The organism is Clostridia bacterium (assembly GCA_012840125.1).
Classification (GTDB): Bacteria; Bacillota; DULZ01; order DULZ01; family DULZ01; genus DULZ01.
Genome location: DULZ01000043.1, coordinates 1 through 20,649, shown reverse-complemented (window position 1 = coordinate 20,649; position 20,649 = coordinate 1). Strand labels below are relative to the sequence as shown.

At 53.0% G+C, this 20,649-nt stretch carries 19 protein-coding genes; 8 read left to right on the top strand and 11 right to left on the bottom strand.

Features of this window, described 5'->3' with window-relative positions; genetic code table 11:
- Positions 1-15: 15 nt before the first annotated feature.
- Complete coding sequence (gene fdnG / locus GXX34_05115; protein ID HHW06900.1) at positions 16-3,027, bottom strand: formate dehydrogenase-N subunit alpha; 3,012 nt, start codon at positions 3,025-3,027, stop codon at positions 16-18.
- A gap of 261 nt (positions 3,028-3,288) precedes the next feature.
- Between fdnG and GXX34_05110 the strand changes: the two genes are divergently transcribed.
- A complete protein-coding gene (locus tag GXX34_05110; protein ID HHW06899.1) occupies positions 3,289-4,221 on the top strand; it encodes a TIGR01777 family protein in 933 nt (310 codons plus the stop codon).
- A 97-nt stretch (positions 4,222-4,318) separates the two neighbouring features.
- Complete coding sequence (locus GXX34_05105) at positions 4,319-5,137, top strand: 3'-5' exonuclease (GenBank protein ID HHW06898.1); 819 nt, start codon at positions 4,319-4,321, stop codon at positions 5,135-5,137.
- 367 nt (positions 5,138-5,504) lie between these two features.
- Here the strand turns inward: GXX34_05105 and GXX34_05100 are convergent, their stop codons facing one another.
- From GXX34_05100 to GXX34_05075, 6 genes are all read right to left on the bottom strand, one after another.
- The gene (locus GXX34_05100) at positions 5,505-6,005 is read right to left on the bottom strand and encodes a hypothetical protein (protein ID HHW06897.1); all 501 of its coding nucleotides are present in this window, start codon (positions 6,003-6,005) and stop codon (positions 5,505-5,507) included.
- A 155-nt stretch (positions 6,006-6,160) separates the two neighbouring features.
- Positions 6,161-6,757, bottom strand: coding sequence for a class I SAM-dependent methyltransferase (locus GXX34_05095; protein ID HHW06896.1), 597 nt, complete (start codon positions 6,755-6,757; stop codon positions 6,161-6,163).
- Between the two features lie 20 nt (positions 6,758-6,777).
- The gene (locus GXX34_05090; protein ID HHW06895.1) at positions 6,778-7,482 is read right to left on the bottom strand and encodes an ABC transporter ATP-binding protein; all 705 of its coding nucleotides are present in this window, start codon (positions 7,480-7,482) and stop codon (positions 6,778-6,780) included.
- 5 nt (positions 7,483-7,487) lie between these two features.
- On the bottom strand, positions 7,488-8,687 hold the full coding sequence (locus GXX34_05085; GenBank protein ID HHW06894.1) for an ABC transporter permease: 1,200 nt from the start codon (positions 8,685-8,687) through the stop codon (positions 7,488-7,490).
- Complete coding sequence (locus GXX34_05080; protein HHW06893.1) at positions 8,675-9,151, bottom strand: DUF4418 family protein; 477 nt, start codon at positions 9,149-9,151, stop codon at positions 8,675-8,677. Before GXX34_05080 ends, GXX34_05085 begins: the two co-directional genes overlap by 13 nt.
- Positions 9,152-9,212: 61 nt before the next feature.
- Positions 9,213-10,220 carry a hypothetical protein gene (locus tag GXX34_05075; protein ID HHW06892.1) on the bottom strand — a complete coding sequence of 336 codons (1,008 nt, stop codon included), beginning with the start codon at positions 10,218-10,220 and terminating at the stop codon, positions 9,213-9,215.
- A 294-nt stretch (positions 10,221-10,514) separates the two neighbouring features.
- Between GXX34_05075 and GXX34_05070 the strand changes: the two genes are divergently transcribed.
- The 4 genes from GXX34_05070 to GXX34_05055 all read left to right on the top strand — a co-directional run bounded on the left by GXX34_05070 (position 10,515) and on the right by GXX34_05055 (position 14,518).
- Complete coding sequence (locus GXX34_05070; protein ID HHW06891.1) at positions 10,515-10,937, top strand: hypothetical protein; 423 nt, start codon at positions 10,515-10,517, stop codon at positions 10,935-10,937.
- A 30-nt stretch (positions 10,938-10,967) separates the two neighbouring features.
- Complete coding sequence (locus tag GXX34_05065; protein ID HHW06890.1) at positions 10,968-12,011, top strand: c-type cytochrome; 1,044 nt, start codon at positions 10,968-10,970, stop codon at positions 12,009-12,011.
- A 123-nt stretch (positions 12,012-12,134) separates the two neighbouring features.
- Positions 12,135-14,120: a 4Fe-4S binding protein gene (locus GXX34_05060; GenBank protein HHW06889.1), complete on the top strand. Its 1,986-nt coding sequence runs from the start codon at positions 12,135-12,137 to the stop codon at positions 14,118-14,120.
- 14 nt (positions 14,121-14,134) lie between these two features.
- On the top strand, positions 14,135-14,518 hold the full coding sequence (locus GXX34_05055) for a hypothetical protein (protein ID HHW06888.1): 384 nt from the start codon (positions 14,135-14,137) through the stop codon (positions 14,516-14,518).
- A gap of 129 nt (positions 14,519-14,647) precedes the next feature.
- Here GXX34_05055 and GXX34_05050 read toward each other — a convergent pair whose 3' ends face one another.
- The 4 genes from GXX34_05050 to GXX34_05035 form a co-directional block, all read right to left on the bottom strand.
- Complete coding sequence (locus tag GXX34_05050) at positions 14,648-15,457, bottom strand: alpha/beta hydrolase (protein HHW06887.1); 810 nt, start codon at positions 15,455-15,457, stop codon at positions 14,648-14,650.
- Positions 15,458-15,499: 42 nt separating this feature from the next.
- Positions 15,500-15,700 (bottom strand): hypothetical protein, encoded by a 201-nt coding sequence (locus tag GXX34_05045; protein HHW06886.1) that lies wholly within the window; start codon positions 15,698-15,700, stop codon positions 15,500-15,502.
- Positions 15,701-15,807: 107 nt separating this feature from the next.
- Entirely contained in the window at positions 15,808-17,166 is a 1,359-nt protein-coding gene (locus GXX34_05040; GenBank protein HHW06885.1) for an APC family permease, read from the bottom strand.
- Positions 17,167-17,216: 50 nt separating this feature from the next.
- On the bottom strand, positions 17,217-17,420 hold the full coding sequence (locus tag GXX34_05035) for a hypothetical protein (protein HHW06884.1): 204 nt from the start codon (positions 17,418-17,420) through the stop codon (positions 17,217-17,219).
- Positions 17,421-17,671: 251 nt separating this feature from the next.
- Here GXX34_05035 and GXX34_05030 point away from each other — a divergent pair, with 251 nt between their 5' ends.
- Positions 17,672-18,691, top strand: coding sequence for a sodium:calcium antiporter (locus GXX34_05030; protein ID HHW06883.1), 1,020 nt, complete (start codon positions 17,672-17,674; stop codon positions 18,689-18,691).
- A 311-nt stretch (positions 18,692-19,002) separates the two neighbouring features.
- Positions 19,003-20,253 (top strand): nickel-dependent lactate racemase, encoded by a 1,251-nt coding sequence (gene larA / locus GXX34_05025; protein HHW06882.1) that lies wholly within the window; start codon positions 19,003-19,005, stop codon positions 20,251-20,253.
- Positions 20,254-20,649 lie beyond the last annotated feature (396 nt).

The window sequence follows — 20,649 nt, the reverse complement described above, 5'->3', positions numbered from 1 at the left end:
CCTTCGCTGTCATGTCTAAACCTTAACCATGTTGACCATGCAAACCTTGCTTTCTTGAATCCATGTATTCGGGTCACCGGCATCGATGGTCACTAAGTTGGTACTGGCGGCTTGGCTTAAACCTTTATAGCCCCAGTTATACGGCATCCAAATGGTTTCCACTTCTTTGCCGTTAATGATCAAGGTATGAATCCGGTTGGTTACCATGGCTTTCGCCAGTACCTCTCCCCGGGCTGACCAAACCTTGACGCTGTCTCCGTTCTTGATATTGAGCTTGGCAGCCAGGGTCACGGGGATTTCCACGTAAGTCTCCTTGACCAGTTCATTCAACCACGGCACGTTCCTGGTAAGAGCTCCACCGCACCAGTGCTCGGACACGGTGGCGGTACACAGCACGTAAGGATACTCCTGGGCATGGCCGATGGGCTGCAGGCTGGCCACCCGCGGGTACTTCAAGCATGGATTGTTAGGTACCGCCGGGTGCAGGATGTTTTCCGTCGGGCTTTCTATGGGCTCATAAAACTCCGGTAGCGGCCCGTCAGCCAGCACGGTGGAAGCATCCCGCGGCAAAACGGTATCCGGCTGCGGGTCTTTGTAAGGAGCTGCAAAGAGCCGTCCCACTCCTTCCCCGGTCATCCGGAAAGCTCGCAGCCCGTTGGGGGTATCCGGCCCATGGGCAGCGTTGGGCACGTCCGGATTGTCAAACCCGGTCCAGCGGCCTAGGATGGGATCCCACCACACCAGTTTCTGGGCCGGATCATAGGGACGCCCGTCCTTATCGCAGGAAGCCCGGTTGTACAGGATGTGAATGTTGCCGGGCCAGGTCCAGCGGAAGTTGGGATAAATGCCTAAACCGCCCGGATCATTTTTCCCGTCGTCCCGCTTGGCCAAATTGACATTGTTGGCAAACACTCCCGCATAAATCCAGTTCCCGGAGGAAGTAGAACCGTCCGCTTTGAGTTCACCGATGCCGTTCACCGGTTGACCGGTAGCCACGTGATAGCCGTTGATTTCTTTCAACACTTGTTCCGCCATGTGTTTATCCCTGACGTAATTCCAGTTCGCCTTTAAAATCGGCTGATCTTTCTCATCGGTGGAGCCGGCTACCAGTTCCCGGATCCGGCAGAAAATCATATCAATGATTTCCAAGTCGGATCTGGTCTGACCCAGGGTATCCAGGGTGGTATAGCGCCACTGCACCATCCGGCCGGAATTGGTCAGGGAACCTTCTTTTTCGAGGAAAGACTTGGCCGGTAAAAAGATGACTTCCGTGTCAATGGTGGACGGATCCGCGCCGGGCCTTTCCCAGAAGGCGGCCGTTTCCGTAATGAACAAGTCCGCTACCACCAGCGTATCCAACTTGCCCAAGGCCTCGTGCACGAGATGCAAGTTGGGGTTACTGACCGCCGGGTTCTGCCCCATGACGTACAGCATTTTAATCTTGCCTTCTAATGCCGACTCAAAAATGCGGTAAATGGAGTAGTTGGCGGTACCGTTTTTCTTCATCAGCAAGTTGAAGCCGAAATCGTTTTCCGGTGTGGCATGCTCGCCGAACCAGCCTTTTAACAGGTTGACCATAAAGGTCCGGCGGAAAGTGCCGTATTTAGAAGTCCAGATATCCAAATTCAGATCATCATGATTAGGCATGCTCAAGTAACCGGGCAGGATGTGGAAGAGCACCGCCATATCGGTGGCCCCTTGCACATTGGGCTCTCCCCTTAAGGCATTGACCCCGCCGCCTGGTTTCCCCATATTGCCCAGGAGCAACTGTAGAATGGCAAAACACCTGATATTCTGCACACCCACGGTGTGCTGGGTCATGCCCAAGGCGTATAAGATGGTGCCCGGCCGGTTATTGGCATAAGTCTCGGCAATTAATTGAATGGTCTCTTCGGGAATACCGCAAATGGATGAGGCTGTTTTTAAATCATAACGTTTGAAAAATTCTTTTAACTTGCTAAAGACGCATCTGGGATCATCCAGGCTGTCCGCCTTCACGGGTTTGCCCTCTGCATCCATAGCGTAACCCCACGAAGAGGTATCGTACTTGAATGCCGCCCCATCATAACCGGAGAACAATCCCTCATGAAAAGAAAAATCATCCCGGATGAGGAACAAGGCATTCGTATGCTCCACAACATACTGTTCATCATAAAGCTTGTTTTCCAACACATAATTGATAATTGCCCCTAAGAAGGCAATATCAGTGCCGGGGCGAATCTGGGCGAAGATGTCCGCCACTTTAGAAGTCCTGGTGAAACGGGGATCCACATGAATAATCTTGGCTCCCTTTTCCTTGGCCCGCATGATCCATTTCATGGACATGGGATGGTTTTCGGCACAGTTACTGCCCTCAATTAAGAACACCTTAGCATTTTTCAAATCAAGCCAGTGGTTCGTCATGGCACCGCGACCAAAGGAAGCTCCCAAACTGGGAACCGTGGGACTGTGTCAGAGACGAGCCTGGTGTTCTACATAAGGGCTGCCCAAGAGACGGGCCATTTTGGTGAACAAGTAGCATTCCTCATTGTTATTCTGGGCACCCCCCACGAAAGCCAGGGCATCGGTGCGGTTGACCTTGTACGTCTGGCCTCCGATGGTTTCCTCGCTAATCCAGTGGTTATTGCGAATATTGATAATTTTCTGAGCAATTTTTTCGATTGCCTCTTCCCAAGTGATTTCTTCCCAGCGATCACTGCCCGGCGCCCGGTAGAGAGGCGTGGTCACCCGCTGGTCTGAGTTGGGCAGGACCGACATGGAGGCACCCTTGCTGCACAAGGAACCTTCATTAATAATGTGATCGGGATCTCCTTCCAAATTGATCAGCTTGCCGTTTCGTTCATGGCAGATCATGCCGCAGCCGCAGGAACAAAAAGTGCAGACGGATTTAAACTCCCTGGCCCCGTCCAACTTGAACTGGCCAGCTGATGCCTTAACGGGAGTCACGTCAAATCCCAACTCCGCCAGCATCAACCCCGCTCCCGCGGCGCCTGAAAGTTTCAAAAACTCCCGGCGGTTGAGCTTCAAAGACTATCCCTCCTAGCTTCTCGCCTTTGGCAGTATTTTGATAATACTTTATTAACCACTTTAGCACAAAATGCCGTACGAGACAATGTTCCGGCGGTTCGTCCATATCCCGTCACAGACCTGGCATCGCCTGTTTTCCACGATTATCCCCGCCATCCGTCAGAAATCGACTTTAAGTAATAATTATTACTAAAAAGGTATAGAGGTTTTCACTCTAATCCCGTAGAATCTCTAACAAAAAAACACATTGGGGTGCAAGCCATGCATGTGCTGATTGCCGGAGGAACAGGTTTTCTGGGAAGGCACCTGACCGGGTTCTTGCTGGCGGAAGGACAGCGTGTTACCGTCATGACCAGAAATCCTGCCCAGGCAGCCAAGACTTTACCCGGGCAGGTCGAGTTCATCCCATGGCAGGAGCTGGCAGCACCGGCCGCCGGATACAAGCTCCGGGACATCGAAGGGGTAGTCAATCTAGCCGGTGCGTCCATCGGGAACCGCCGGTGGACCGGAGCAGTGAAGCAGGAGATTATAAACAGCAGGGTCAATGCCACTCGTGCTTTAGTCACGGCGATTAACCGCGGTACCATGCAGCCAAGAATTCTATTAAACGCCTCCGCCGTCGGCTATTACGGCCCCCGCGGCGATGAGAAAATCACCGAAGAGGAGGCGGCCGGGCCGGACTTCCTGGCCCAGGTCTGCCGGCACTGGGAGGCAGAAGCCTATCAGGTGCAGAACCCTGCTACCAGGGTGGTCACCCTCAGGATTGGTGTGGTGCTAGGGAAAGAAGGCGCCCTGGCCAGGATGGTACTCCCATATCGTTTTTTCCTGGGGGGCCCTTTAGGCAGGGGCACCCAGTGGATATCCTGGATCCATGTGCAAGACTTAATCCGGATGATAAGATTCATCCTGGCACAGGAAGGAATCAACGGGCCCGTGAACGGGACGGCGCCCAATCCCGTTACCATGCGGGAATTCGCCAAGCTCACCGGCCGGGTCTTACGCAGGCCCGCCTGGTTGCCGGTGCCGGAGTTTTTGCTCAAAACGGCTCTGGGGCAAATGTCGGAAATGCTGCTCCACGGCCAGCGGGTCATACCCGCCAAAATGCTGGGGGCGGGTTTTTCCTTCCGTTACCCGGAATTGAAGGCGGCCTTAGATGACCTCTTGCTGGACCGCCCCGGCAGGGATATACTTTAGATGATCGGTACCGGGAACCGGGCCTTGCCCTCGTTTTCCCGTTCGCACATAAGATATGAGCCCGCCATCTTCACGCGGGCCGCCGAGGTGAAAGCTGTTGGACAAAATGGTGCTCATCGACCTGGAGACCCAGGATTTTCATGTGCAAACCGGCATTTATGAAGTGGCCTGCCTGGCCGTGGAAAAGTATGAAATCGTGGACAGGCTTTACCTGGCCAAGGAGATACCGGGATATAAAGGCAGGAAAAAGTACGGCTTCGGTTTTTATAACATCAGCCGGGATGCCCTGTATATAAACAAGTTCAAAGAGTTTATGCAAAAGTATCCTTATCCCATCGTAGCCCACAACTGCTCCTTTGACCGGAAATTCCTGGTCTACTACGAATGGCTTCCTGCCGATTACCCGGCTTACTGTTCCATCAAGGCCATCAAAGGCGCTGACAGCTCCCTGGACAGCTATGCCCTTGATTACTTGGTCAGGTATTTTAACGTGGCCGGCCAAGCAGATCACACGGCCATGTCTGATATTGAAAACCTTTACCGCATTCTTAAAATCGTGCAACCCAGGACTTGGATCCCCCTTGGCACCGGGGACCTGAGATACTACATGCCGAGAATAAAGCCAAGGCCCCTGGATGAAATCGATTTAGCTATTGACACCACCGATAGGCTTAAAGATGAGGTGATCTGTTTTACCGGCAGCAGCCGGTACCCGCGCCATACGATGCAGGAAATCGCTATCAAGAACGGCGCCCGGGTGGTTAACAACATTACTGCCGGGACCACCCTGCTGGTGACAGGCTTGGACCCGGGTCCCAAGAAACTGGCCCAGGCCAGGGAAAAAGGTATTCCCGTCATAGCCGATAGGGATTTCCTGGCCATGCTCGACCTCGCCGACCGGGATATCCTCGCTTGAATCCCGGCAGCAGATGCCCCTGTCCTCCGGCGCCGTGCAGCAGTTCGCGGTAATTCAAACAGCCGCGCCATAGCACCTTTCCTATGGCTCGCGGCTGTTTTAATAACACAGTACTTTTCTTGGCCGGAAACCCGTTCCATATTCCCCCCGCGCCTGTACGTACCCTTTTTATCTTCTAAAGACCCGTGCTGCAGTCTAATCAACTCAGCCGGCTTGCGGATAACTTCTACTTCATATTTACGCCGCCCGGCAAACCAGCTGCCGGCTTTGACCAGTAGCCTGCCTACCAGGTAAATACCCAAAATGGGGATCGCCAGGTTGAAAAGCTGGAAAACAAGAGCAAGAGTCCCAGAGGTGGCTTCCCGGTTCATGACTGCCACCACCTCCCATTGCCGGCAATCCCTAAATCATGCAAGTCCAACAGCCTAATGTTGTGGCGATGGATCAACAGGACTAGGATGAACATGAGCAGTCCTTTCGGCACAAAGCAGAGAAACTGGAGTTTGGCACTATTCAGGATCTCTGTTAACGGCAATTCTGTCATTATTAGCATCAAAGGAACCAAAACCGCCTCCATGATGACCGATATGGTCCCGCTGACCATCATCGCCGTCAAAGTCACCCGGTACGGCAACTGCAGAATTAAGGCGACTACCAGGGCGACTAAAAACACTTTGACAATGACATTTAAACCGAAAAACAGGGGCAGGCGGCCCAGCATATAAGATATGACGCCCTGCAGTACTCCGAGGAAGACCAGATACCTGGCTTTCAACCTGATGCCGAACAGCATCAGTCCCAGCGCCGTGATCATGATTTGTTCCGGAATGAACACGAATAAACAGGTTGGTAAACCAAGCGGGTCCATGTTGGTAGCCTCCCATGCTTACAAGTACTTACCTGATTTTTTATATTTCTCCAAATTTAGGCAAAATCCTGCAAGAGTACCAATATTATACTGTCATATTTGTAGGCTACCACTTTGGCCACCTATAAAAAAACTGCTCAGCAACGCTGAACAGTTCAAGGTTTACAGATATACCAATTGGCTCTTTCACTTACCTGTATAACCTCCACCGCGGAAAAGCAGGTTTTCATCTCTCCCTCGGCTTCGCGGATAAAATTGAAATAATCCCCTCCTTCCAGCCATTCCACCAATGAAGTCAAAAGGGATCGCCGCTCATTGTAGTCATGGATAATCACATGTGCCTTGGCCAAACGGCGCATCTCCGCATACATGCGCTTCCTGTCACCGGCTTTGAGCCCGTGGGCCACATGGGATGAAATGACGATATCGAAGCTCTTGTCCACAAAGGGCAGTCCCTCAAGTACATTCCCTTGCAAGAATTCGACCCGGCGGTTCTCCGGTCGCTTCATAGCCATAGCCAGCATGTTGGCCGCCAGGTCAACCCCGGTCACTTGCAAGCCTTTCCCGCTAAGCACGGAACAGAGCGCCCCTGTGCCGCAGCCGATATCGATCACGGTGTCGAACTCGGATAAATCCAAGATGGGAGAAACCTGCTCAACAATCTCAAGAAAGTGCTTCCGCTGGTGATGAAAAAACAAACCGTAGACCGGGGCGATTAAATTGAACAGCATGCTACTCCGCTTGTTTCCCAAGGGCAGCTCCTCCCGTTTCCCTAAGGTTCCCGCTGCGCCGGGCAGCCGTGGTTCTCCTTTGCCGGCTTCAGCATCCTATCCTCCAGTTGATAAACCCGCTGGGCCCTGGCCGCAAGCACGGGATCATGGGTCACCAGCACCAAAGAGATACCTTGTTCCGGCAAGCGGAACAGGAAATCCGCCACTTGGGCGGCCCGTTCCGGGTCCAAGTCATTGGTAGGTTCATCGGCAAGGACCAGCTGGGGCTCCATGACTAAGGCCCTGGCCAGGGCCACCCTTCTTCTTTGCCCCAGACTCAGCTGGCTGGGCAAATGGTGCATCCGGTGTTCCAACCCCATTAACGCCAGCAGTTCCTTTGCTTTAGCCACCCTGACGGCAGACTTCTTGGCAAAGAACGCGGGACAAAGGACATTATCCAGCACGGACAAGGTGCCGATCAGTTGGGAGTTTTGTAACACAAAGCCGATTCTCTTATTCCGCAATGAGGATTTCTCCCGGTCGGAAAGGGCATTGGTCAAGATCCCGTTCAACCACAGCTTCCCCCCGGAAGGCTGGGCCAAAAGACCCAGCAAGAAGAGCAGCGTAGTTTTACCGCTCCCGGAAGGACCCACAATTGAAACCGCTTCCCCGGGATGCAAGTCAAAGGAAACGTTTTGGAAAATAATTTCGCTGCCGTAACGCTTCTCCAATTGTTCCGCCACAAGCAAAGCCACAGGGCGCACCATCCCTTCTAGTCAATGTCCCCTTTAGCCATGGCAACGGCCGGATCCAGACCGGCGGCTTGCCTGGCAGAAAACCCACTGGCTGCTGCGCTGACCAGGGCGAAAAACCCCAAAACCAGCAGCACACAAGAGGCGACGAAACCTTTATCCGGCGGCACGTGGGGGAAAGCTTGCTTCGACAGCAAGTAGGCTATGGCCAGTTGATATAAAATCCCACCCGCCGCAAGACCAATGACGGCACCACCCAGGCTGAGAAACAATCCTTCCCCGGCGATGAGTTGCAGGAGGTGTAAACGGCTGGCTCCCAAGGCCCGGTAAAGACCCCATTCGGCCTTTCTTTCCCAAACCATGGCGGAAAGCCTGGCAATCAACTGCAGCAAAGAACTGATCACCAGCAGGAGCCCGCACAACAGCACCACCGCTACCAAGAAGGTAAACTGTTCCTTGGTGGCGGCAAAAAGGGACAGGGTAGGCACGACGCGGTAACGACCTAAAGATTCCACCGCCGCCGCCACGGCTTCCAGATCGGCTCCACTCTCCGTCACCACCAGCAGCGCTGAAATCAGCGCATCCGGCGGCCCTTCTTTTTGCCAGATTTCTTGTAAACTGGGACTGGTATTAGCCAGCGCCTTGGCTGATCCCATCGGCATCAAAATGGATTCATCCAATCCGGTGCCGGTCGGGGGCAGCACCTGGGCAATGGTAAATAATTCATCCAGGATCACGATTTCCTGACCGGCCCTGGCGGAGATGTTGCCCCCGACTATTATATCCCGCTCCCCCAGGGAGCGAGCCGCCTCTTCGCCTAACAGGGCCGCCACCAGCCAATCAGACTTGGGATCAAAACCGATGAGGCGGTAAGGTCCCCCGATGGAACAGCAGCTTTCATCCAGGGTCTGGGTATAGAACTGGGCGGCCACTTGTTTCACCCCCGGCACGGCTGCCACCTGTTCCTTCAAGCTCTCGGGCATGTAAAAGTTGGCCGGTACACCGGTAAAGAGGGCAGTTTCCGGCGGCAGCCCGGCATTGTTGGGAATGACCAAGAGGTCCGCTCCCAAGCGCTGCCGCCCCAGTTCCACGCCCTGCTCGATACTGGTATAAAAGAGAGCCACCGCCATTAAAACGGCAACCCCGGCAGAGATACCCACCAAGTTGGCAAAAGCCTGGAATTTCCGGCGCCTCAAGCTCTGGATGATCAATCTAACCATTTTATCTTCTCTCCCGTGGGCCGCGGCATCTCTTTAATCACAGAGGATTGTGCCTGAGCCGGTACCTTGGAAAACACAATCACCAGTCCGGTGAGGATCTGTGCCGCCGCCAGCACAGTATTCCAAAAGGCCGTAGTGTGGCAGGGCATATCGCTGCGCATGCAGATCCCCATGACGCCGGACAGGGGCAGGACGGCCATCATGATACCTAACACCGCCAGCATGGCGCCAACGGTTTTGCGGCCGTCGGGACTGCGAACCACAAACAAGCTTACGGCAGCCAGCACACTCGTCACCGCAAACAAAGACTGGGCGCGAAAGGTGTAGAAGCAGCGCATGGGCATTTGCCCGCCGGAAGCCGTAGCCACCATAGCGCTACAGACCGGCACCACTTTAGGTACCAGCACCAGCCCTAAGGCGATAACCAGGGCAATAATACTGATGGTTTTCCAACGGGTTTCCATGATATCCTTCCTTTCGTAGAGTAGTCATAAATGCCAACACCATGCCTGGCAACACGGTTTCTCAATCCAATACCACCATACAAGCCGGTCCTTCCAGCACTTTGATGAACTTCACGGTGTCAAAATGCTCCAAGTCCACAATCTGGACCTCATTGGAATCCATATTAGCCACCGCCGCCATCCGCCCGTCGTCCCAGATAGCTGTGGAAAAAGGCGATTTACCGGCATTCATTTCACCTAGCATTACACCGGTAGCCGGGTCAATCACGAACAGCTGGTTAATCCGGTGGTGCAAGCTCAGTAGCTTGGACCCATCCGGAGTTAGCTCCAGGTAAATAGGCATCAGCGGCGTCTCAAGCTGCCCCACGTTATCCGGGTCCCGCAAGGGATGAATACGTACTATATTATTATCCTCCAGCAAGCCATGCCCTCCCGTATAGATCAGTTCCTGCCGGCTGTCGAAAGCCAGCCCCACCGCGTTGCCCGCAATGGGATGCCGGCTCACCACCTCCAGGTTATCCAGATCAATCATGGCCATGGTTCCCTCGTCATGCAGGGTAACCGCCAGGCGGCGGTCCGGCAATAATGCCAGGTTCACCGGCGCTTTGCCCACTTGGATCCTGTCAATCTCCCGGTGGGCATCCAGGTCGATTACCGATACGGTGTCGCTGCCCGAGTTGCCCACATAAGCCCGCCGCTTTTCTTCATCGATAGTTATGTAAGCAGGCAGTCTGTCCACGGCGATGACCGCTTTCGTCTCCAAAGTGGTCAAGTCCAGGCACCAGACTTCATTCGATAGGGAGCAGGCCGCCAGCAGCTGGTTTCCGGCCCGGTCCACAGCCAAACCGTAAGGGGTTTCCCCCACCCTTTGCTCCGCTTCAATCGCCAGACTGTCCAAATCAATGACTACTACTTTATCAGTAAACATGGCGGAAACATAGAGCCTTCTCTCACTGGTTAGCTGGACAGGCTGCTGCACCGGCGGGGCATCACCCCCTGACCTGGTCCCGCAGGCAGTCGACAAAAACAGGCAACCAAGAATGACAACGACAGATAAAATTCGTTTCATAAAACCGCCTCTTTAATAATAATAATTGTTAATACTGGTTATCATTATACCTCATCCTAACTGCTCTGGCAATCATAATCACAAAATTCTTAATACTTTTCTTAAGAAGATATCTATAGCAATTCTAAAACGTTTTTTATAGACCCGCGGAAGCCTAGTATTCATGCGAAAAAGCGCATTTATTATGGAGCGAAATTCATTAAAAGAAAACTTGCACATAATACAATATTCTGATATGATCCTTATCAGGAATTATTACAAATATTATTACTGAAAAAGGGGGTGAGAGGGGAAATGAAGCGGCTTCTAGTCCTCCTGCTGTGCCTGCTGGTAGCCTTGACCATGACTGCCTGTGGGGGAGGGAATCAGGACGAGGTGGCTGATGCTCCCGAAGCCGGCGTCGATTACGTGTTAGATGAACCGGTGCCGGAAGGTGCTGAAGATGCCCGGGTCATCGAACTGGAGTTTACGCCTCAGACCATCATTCCTAACGAAGTGACCATGAAGACTGGCGAGAAGATCCTGTTCGTGATCAAGAATACTGACCCGGACGGTGAACACAATTTCTTGGATGCAGCATCCGGGTTGCCCGAAATCCTCGTCTACCCGTCACAAACGGTGAGAAGATTATGGACGGCTCCCACCACGCCGGGCGAGTACGAACCTACGTGTACAATCCATCCCTGGATTAAGATGAAGTTTATTGTCGAAGAGTAAAGAAGAGCATTTATGGGGGGTAACAGAAACATGTCAAAGAAGGGTTTGATTTTGGCCGTAGGGATTCTAGCCCTGTCCCTACTGGTGACTGCGTGCGGCTCAACCACCACAACTCCGCCCGCCACTACCTCAGCGGTGAAACTCGATCCCAAAGTGGTGTTCGGACCTTTAGGAGACATGCCGATTCCTGTGGACAACCCGATGACTCCCGAAAAAATTGAGTTAGGTAAAATGCTCTATTTTGACAAGCGCTTATCCGGCGACGATACCATTAGCTGCGCTTCCTGCCACGAACCTGCGAAAGGATGGAGCGACAACCGGAGAACTTTCTTGGGCTTCCAAGGGCATCAAGGTCATCGTAACTCCCCGACCATCATCAACGCAGGTTACCTGAGCAGCCAGTTCTGGGACGGCAGGGCCATGACTTTGGAAGAACAAGCCTTAGGGCCGATTCAGAGCGAAGTGGAAATGAACTTGCCCCTGGATCAATTGGTGGCTAAGTTGAGCGCTATTCCCGAATACGTGGAAAGATTCGAGCAAGTCTTCGGACCCGACAGCATTACTCCCGAAAATGTGGCCAAAGCCATTGCGGCTTTTGAAAGGACCGTCGTCATTAACGATTCCGCTTTCGACAAGTACTTAGCCGGTGATGATGCAGCCCTTTCCGCGGAAGCTAAGAGAGGATTGGACCTGTTCGTGGGCAAAGCCGGCTGCGTCAACTGCCATAATGGACCCAGCTTAACGGACAACAACTTCTACAACGTCGGTATCGTTAACGATCCCTCCATTGACAGGGGTAGAGCCGAATTCACCGGGAACCCTGAAGATACCGATAAGTTCAAGACACCGGCTCTGCGGGGTATTGGACATACTGCGCCTTACATGCATGACGGTAGCCTGAAGACCCTGGAAGAAGTAGTTGACTTCTTCAACAACGGCGGAGGCGAGCATCCGAACAAGAGTCCTCTGCTGCAGCCGCTGAACTTAACAGACCAAGAAAAAGCTGATCTGGTAGCTTTCTTAGAGTCCCTCAGCGGCACACTGCCGATTGTAGAAGAACCTGCTTTACCTTAATCTGAGCTTCAATTTGAGCTTCCCTCTCCTTATTTTTGAACAAAGTCGCCTTTTTTAAGGCGACTTTGTTCAACAGAATATAGAGAATATAGAAACACGGATGTCGAAAAGGCGGTGACATAATTGAAGCGACTGCTTGCTTGTGTCCTCTCGGTGCTACTGGTGGTAGGCCTTTTTCTTGTCACCGGTCAAGAAGCCAGAGCTGACAACGTAGTGGAAATCAACATCCATGCCAGGCAATTTGAATACGAACCAAATGTCATCAAGGTGCGCCAGGGTGACCGGGTCCGCATCAACCTGATTGCGGAAGACGTAACCCACGGTTTATATATCGAAGAATATGACCTGTTCCTGGAGGACCAACCGCAAGACCCTGAATTCGCCACGGTGGAATTCGTGGCTGACAAAACCGGCACTTTTCCTTTCCGTTGTAGTGTAGTTTGCGGCCCTATGCATCCTTTCATGGTCGGCCGGCTGGTGGTGGAACCCAATACCACGACGCCAATCAGCCTGGCGCTGGCCGTTTTTGTAGGGTTTGGCAGTTTGGGCTATATCTACCGGAAGAGAAACCGGCTCCTGGAACAAGGGACTCAGTCATCCCAACCTGTTGATCTCACCTCTAAATTCGGTTGGCTTTATACCTTGTTGAAGCAGCGCTGGTTCCAGTTTTCCTTGATTGCCGTAAACACCTTATTCTTCGTGATCATTCTCTTCGCCGGCTATGCAGGTACGAGTTTAGGTAATGCCAACTTTGCCATTATTTTTGTCTGGTTCGTCTGGTGGGCTTTGTTAATCTTAATCCTCCTGCCCCTCGGCGGCCGCATCTGGTGCGCCATGTGCCCCTTGCCGGCTCCGGGAGAATGGCTGGACCACCGCGCCTTTATCGTGAAGGGCCGCGAAAGACCGCGTAACCTGGCCTTGAAATGGCCGAAGCGCTTCCAGAATATCTGGCTGCAAAACTGGTCCTTCCTGCTGGTGGCCCTGTTCAGCGGCATCATCCTGACGCGACCCCTGGCCACGGCGGTAGTCCTGTCCCTATTTATTATTCTAGCGATCATTTTCAGCCTGATCTACGGTCGCCGCATTTTCTGCCGCTATGTCTGCCCAGTGGGCGGCTTTATCGGCTTGTACTCCCTGCTGGCTCCTTTCGGGGTTAGAATTAAAGATGCGGGAGTCTGCCGAGCTCACAAAGAAAAAGAATGCATCATGGGCAGCGACAAGGGTTATGGATGCCCTTGGATGGAAGTGCCCTGGAATCTCCGGCGCAACGCTTACTGCGGTTTGTGTACCGAATGTTTCAAGACCTGCTCCCAGAACAACGTACGGCTGGTATGGCACGGATTTGGCAATGACTTGCTGGTAGACAAAGGCAAGAAATTGGATGAAGCTTACAAAGCTTTTATCATGCTGACCTGCTCGCTGGTTTATTCGCTGGTCTTCCTGAGCGCTTGGGGAGACGTGAAATCCTGGGCCAACCTGGAAATGCCCGGTTTCTTCGCCTATGCCATCGGATTCCTGCTGACCAACCTGGTGGTCACACCGGTGTTATTCTCCCTGGCCGTTTGGGTAGGCAAGGGATTGGCGGAAAAGCAATTCCCGGGGGTTAAGTATATCTTCTACCCGGTGCAGCAGCTGTTGGTCATCACTAAAGGGCTGATCTTCGGCACCAAAGAACAAGCCACCGCCGGCAGTGCAGCCGCGGAAACCGCAGCCGCGACGGAAAACAAGGAACAAGGTATCCCGTTCTCCGAGCTCTTCGTGAACCTATCTTATGTTTTGGTACCGATGGGCTTGGCCTGCTGGATGGCATTCAGCATCTCTTTCATCTTTACCAACGGTGTTTATGTGGTACACGTGCTCAGCGATCCCTTCGGCTGGCACTGGGATTTAATCGGCTTGAAATCCGTACCTTGGAAGCCCATGGCCTCCTCGGTCTATCCCATCATCCAAGCCGTCATTCTGCTGGCCGGTTTGTTCTACTCCACTAAGGTAGGAGCCAAACTGGTGGCGAAGTACTCCTTAACCGGTGCGCAAAAGATGAGACTGCTGCTCCCGGTGACGGTGTTCTTAATCGGGGTAGCGGCCCTGTTCCTTTACCTGCACATGTAGAAGGAGGTGGCGAAGTGGGTAAACTACAAGAACTTGTTGCCGCGCTGCTGATCGCTGTCTTTGTCATCGGCATTCCCGTCGGGGCTACCTTAGCCAAAAATGCTTTCAAAGACCCCCAAACCATCGATATCGTCATCCGGCAGTATGAAGCAGGCGGTTTTTCACGTAAGACCATCAGGGTGAAAGAAGGCCAACCGGTAAGACTTCGCCTCATCAGCGAAGATGTCACCCACGGCTTTATCATCGGGGAACTGGGCGTTGATGCCGGCATCATTAAACCCGGCAAACCGGTCACCGTTGAATTCGTACCGGAACGAAAAGGTGAATTCAGCTATGTTTGCAGCGTGGTCTGCAGCCCGGCCCACCCGAAGCTGCGGGGGAAATTAATTGTGGAGTAAAGGGAACAAATTGCATAACGGTAAAAAAGAGAGCCATTGCCATCCCGCCACGGCTCTCTTTTTTGTCCCATCCAAATTTCTCTCTCTTTTTACCAATAACCCCAGGTTACCGTTTTTCTAACCCCGGTCTCAGCCTTCGATAAACTGCACCAGCACCTGGTTAAACTCTTCCTTTTGGTCGTAAAAGACCCCATGCCCGGAAAACCGGAAAGGTGCCAGGTCGGCCCGGCCCACCATCCGCTGCTGGATCTCCCCCAGTTGGAAAGGAACCACCTGGTCGTGAATGCCATGGATAATCAATGTCGGCACTTGAATGGTCGCCAGGTCTGTAAACAGGACCTCGTCAAGCCAGGTCCGGGCCACTTTGGCCGTAGCCCAGCCGGCGGCCTGCAAGCCAAGCTGGAAGAACCAGTCCTGAAAGGCCCGGGAAGTGTGTTGAAAGAAAAACCGGTTACCGAAATCCCGCAGCATTTGGGGGCGGTCCCGGTAAGTATCTTCGATGATCCTAAGAATACTCTCCCTTTCCACCCCGTAAGGAAAACCGGGACGACGTATTAAACTGGGGGCCGCCGCGGCCACCAGCACCAGCTTTTTGACCCCGTGGCCCTGATGACGTCCCATGTACCTAATGGCGATGGCTCCCCCGGTGGAATGACCCACTAAAGTAAAGTCCTGCAAACCCAGGGCCCCCACCACGCCTCTCACATCATCGGATAAGCTGTTGTAATCATACCCGTCAAAAGGCTTATCGGAATCGCCAAAACCCCGGGTATCAATGCCGATACACCGGTAACCCACCTGCGGCAGCCGGTCAAACTGGTACTCAAAGAGCCGGTGACTGCCCGGCCAGCCGTGTAAGAATACGATGGTCTCGGCTCCTGCCGGGTTTAAATCCTCTACGTAGATTTTCACCTCATGTACCTGCACGTGGTAACCCATAGGCTCTCCCCTTAAGGAATGATTTTCGATCATAATTATTCCTCAGAAGGATTTAAGGTGACGCTTTGCCCCGTTCACCCGGATCATGAAATCCATGATCCCCGCGGCACCTATGGGTGATGAAACCGCTCCCGGGAATAAGGAGGAACGATACCCCTGCTCTTCCCGTAATGCCAAGGACAGCAGCTTCCTGGTGGTGTTGGCGTTTAAAATGGTGATGTCCTGGTAAGCAGGGGTCCCCACGACGCGGGACCACCTGGACCGGGAAAAAGTCTTGTGCGGGACGGTCCAAAAAATGATCTCGACCCGAAAGATAAAAACCGGTGCCCACCAGGGCCCAAGGAAGGCCTTTAAGAATAGCCCTCATTCTTACCCCGGAAGCGGGCACCAATGAGCATGATCACGGCAAATACGATGAGATAATAGAACACAGCCATACCGTGGGCAAACCAGGCGGCAATGACCATGAATACACAGCCGACCACGGACAGGGCCGGCATCACCAGCCGCTTAAATACGCTTAAGTCAGTTTCATTTTTCATCATCATAATGAAAATGGGGATATAAGCTCCGTAGAGGGTGACGATCGGCAGCTCTGAAGTATCGAAACAGAAAGGACCAAACCAGGGGTCTGTGAGGTTGGCCCCGAAGAAGTAAAGGAGCCAGAAGCTGGACAGCAATAATCCCATAATGGAAGAGTTAGCAGGCATATTAGTGGCCGCATCTACCTGCCGGAATACGGCCGGCACCGGGCCCCGGTTCCGCGCCGCCAAAGCATAAATGCCCCGGGTGCAGCCCATCATAAGCCCGTTCAGGGTACCTAGGCAGGAAATAATGACGATCACAAAAATCAAAGTTCCCCAGATTTGGCCGAAAATGTTTTGAAAGGCCAGCTTAGCCCCTGCCTCACCGCTCTCCATCAGAGTCTCGGTGGTCACGGCCCCGGTCAAGCCCACATAGTAGGTAATATAAACGGCCACGACAATCAATGAGCCCAGCACCAGTGCCCGCGGCAGGTTCTTCTTGCCATCCTTCAGCTCGGCATTGATGGAAGTGGCAATAATCCATCCCTCATAGGCAAAAGCTACTGCCACCACGGAAGCAAAAAGGCCGCTGCCGGTGTTGACGGTGGCATCCACAACATGGGTAAAATTCTGTACGATAAGTCCGTTAGACAAACCTACCACCATGCCCACCACGGCCATTAAGACCAGGGGAACCAGTTTAACCACGGTAGTGGTCACCTGAAACTTGCCCCCTATGATAGGAGATAAGGAATTCATGGCAAAAATGGCCACCAGGTAAAAACCGGCGATGGTCATGCAGGCTCCGCCGGTAATGTCCCAGCCCAGGAGGACACAGGTATAGCGGGCCGAAACCCAGGCCAGCACGGAGGTCAGGGTTGGATTGTAAATAGTAGCCATGAACCAGCCTACATAATAGCCATACTTTTCCCCTACGCCCATTTCCGCGTAATCCACAATGCCGTTCACTTTTTCATACCTGGTGGCCAGGATAGCAAAAGTATAGGCGCAGATAATCATGATCAGCCCCACCAGAGCCCAGGCGGCAATCCCCAGGGGCATATTGCCCCCCGTAGCCTTCAGCACCGCCTCCGCTTTGAAGAAGACCCCACTACCAATGACAATTCCTACTACCATGGCAATGGCCGTTGGCAAACCATACCTCTTTTGCAGTGTGTTCTCCATCTCGTCCTTCCTTTCTTCCATCAGGATCGATTCGTGATTGCGGTCACAATCTATATTATATTATGATTTGCCTGATCAGTCAGCAAGTTTTCGAAAAATTGTTCCGGCGTCACGGCTTCAACGGAACGGTATTCTCCCTTTATGTAAAGTTTGCCGGCACGGATAATTTCATACACATCTTTTCCGACATTTTTTCGTGTACAAAAAACAAATCCCCCGGTCAGGTAAGAGCGGACACTTTTGCCCTCAATCACCAGGCTAACGGAATACTCCCGCGGGCTTCCCCACCCGAGCCCTAACCAGTGTCCTATCTCCCGGTACCGGACCTCCGGAAACCGGCGAGTTTTTCGTCACCCCGGCACCCTCATATACCTGTTGATGCAGGTAGAGCTTATTCTCAATTGCCGCATAGATTGACAAAATTCTGGTTCTTGGCTATATTGTTGTTTGTGCCAACCATTCCATTGCTTTTTTCCCTAATTTTTGGTCGGCGGGGAGGTAACTCATGACAGAGATCATGCTCGCCTATTTACATAACCTTTCAACCTGGGCCCTGGTCGTCATAATCGTGGTTTCCTTGTATGTTCTAAGCAAAGGAGCCGACTTGCTGGTGGATGAAGCAGTCAATTTATCATTGCTATGGGGTATTCCCAAAACGATTATTGGAGCCACTATCGTCTCCTTAGGCACCACGTTACCGGAAACCAGCGTGTCAGTGATGGCAGCCATCCACGGAAGCGCGGATCTGGCACTGGGCAATGCCATCGGCTCCATCATTGTCAATACCGGCTTGATTATCGGTTTGACAGCCGTGGTCGGGCGATTGCTGATTGACCAAAAGGCAGTGAAGCGGCAAGGAGAAATCCAGGTTGCCACCGCTTTACTGGTCACCATCCTCAGCTTACCTTTCCTATCCCCGGAGCCAGGGGGGAAAGTCAGTCAAGCCGCCGGCTTCTTTTTCTTGTTCCTGCTCCTGCTCTACGTTTTTCTCTCCCTGCGCTGGTCTAGAGAAGACGGGGTATGCCTGTCCGGGACAGAGACCGGCTGTACCGACAGGACCTGGCGGTCATCCCTCGGCGCCACGGTCAAAATGGCCCTGGGCATCCTGCTGGTTGTAGCTTCCTCAAGGACCCTGGTACCGGCTGTGGAACTTACAGCCATCAGGGTAGGCATTCCCCAGAGTATTATCGCCGCTACTCTGATCGCTTTTGGCACCAGTGTTCCGGAATTGGTTACGGCCATAACCTCAGTCCGCAAAGGACACGGGGAATTAGCCATCGGCAATGTCACCGGAGCCAATATTCTCAATGTACTGCTGGTCATAGGAGGAGCAGCGGCCGTCTCCGGCAACGGGTTAGCGGTGCCTGCTAATTACTACCAACTGCAGTTTCCCACATTAATTATTATCCTGTTGTTATTCCGTCACTTTACCAGGCAGGGCAGAGAAGTGGTTACTAAAGCTCAAGGGCTCACCCTTTTACTGGTATTCAGCGCTTATTTTGCCTTAAACTATTTCTGGATTTGAATAAAAGAGGATCAGGCATGGTAGCACACACTGTCTACCATGCCTGTTTGTTTCCCCGGCGGAACTCCCAAGGCCCACGGCGGTGAACCCAAAACGCCGGCCGGGGGTTGTGAACCTGGTGAAGCACAAGTTTTCATGCTTCTAACGCCCAAACTGCAACAAAATGCAAAAACCCAGTGCAACATGTCCATGATTGCGATATGATTTAATAAGAAGAACGCCAGACAGAATATTGGCACAATTCTTCCCAACTTACCGGCGGCTCCAAAAGAGATAATAAAAAAACAAAGAGAAAGGAGAATGGGATTCTTATGGACATCTCTCTCAAGTACGGGTCAAGCACTTTAACTGTAAAACTGCCGGAAGAGAATTTGATGGGGATCTTAGAGCCGGCGGATTTGCCTGGTGTGCCGGACGAGCCGGCGGAAATCCGGGCGGCTTTGGCCAATCCCATCGGCGCCGAACCTTTATCAGTGATGGCTCAAGGCAAGAAGAACGTGGTCATCCTGGTGAGCGACATCACCCGCCCTTCGCCCAGCTATAAAATGCTGCCGCCCATCGTCGAGGAATTGAATAAAGCCGGCGTGCAAGACGACCAGATTACCGTGGTTTTCGGCCTGGGCTTTCATCGCTCTCATACCAAAGAGGAACAGGAGCGGCTGGTTGGGAAAGAGATGTTTGCCCGGTTGAAGTGCATCGATCATGACCGTAATGACTGCATCCACATCGGCAATACTTCCAGGGGAACACCGGTAGAGGTTTTCCGGCCGGTAGCGGAAGCGGACCTGTTAATTGCCACCGGTAACATCGAATTCCATTACAATGCGGGCTATACCGCCGGCAACAAAGCCCTCTTCCCCGGCGCCTGCAGCCAAAAGAGCATTGAGGCTAATCACCGGGCCATGCTTCTCCCCGGTACGGAAGCCGGAAGGCTGGAGGGCAACCCTATGCGGGAGGATATTGAGGAAGCCGGGGCTCTGGCCGGCGTGAAATTCATCGTCAACGTGGTCCTCAATTCCAAGAAGGAAATCGTGAAAGCCGTCGCCGGGCATCCCATTCAAGCCCACCGGGAAGGGGTTAAATGGGTGGACAAGATGTACAAGCGCCCCGTTTCCCAGCCGGCGGACATCGTCCTTGCCAGCTGCGGCGGCAGTCCGAAAGACATCAACTTGTACCAGGCCCAGAAAGGTTTTGAAAACGCCAGCTATGCCGTGCGCAAGGGCGGCATCATCATCCTGGTGGCGGAATGCCCGGAAGGTTACGGGGAACCCCTTTTCGAGGATTGGATTAACCGGGCGCAAAGCATTGACGATCCTATCCGGTGGGTGCAGGAAAAATTCGTCTTGGGTGCCCACAAGGCCGTGGTCATCTGCCAGGTGCTGAAAGAAAAAGAAGGCATTTTAGTCTCCGGCATGCCCGATGAAGCGGTGAAAAAATGCTTCTTCCAACCGGCCGCCACGGTGGAGGAAGCAGTGGCCAAGGCGCTGCAAAAGCTGGGGCCGGACGCCAAGATCCTGGTCATGCCCAACGCCAACACCACGGTACCTTATGTCGAACAATAAAGAAAGAGGAACTCTAATATCAACAAGCCAAGGGCAAGAGGCGGCCACCGGAGCATTGCCGGTCGCCGCCTCTTGCTGTCATGAGTTGTTACGGCTAGCCAATTACAACCTCCGGGGACGTGTATCCACCGGTAAGTCCACGGACGCAGAAACAGTATTCTCCACAGTCCTTCCAGCAGGTCTCTAAAACGACCGGGAGAAGCGGAAGTTCCGGCACTGGCACTATGGTGCCGGTTTCTTGTAGAAAGTGAAATTGTCCGAATAGTATCTTGAGTATTCCTGCGCCATCCGGCCAGCCCTCTCGCCGTATCCGGGCACTAATCCTGTGACATCCGGGCAGGATTCCTGTCACATCCGGCCGCGATTCCTGCGACATTCGGCCACTGTTCCTGCTTT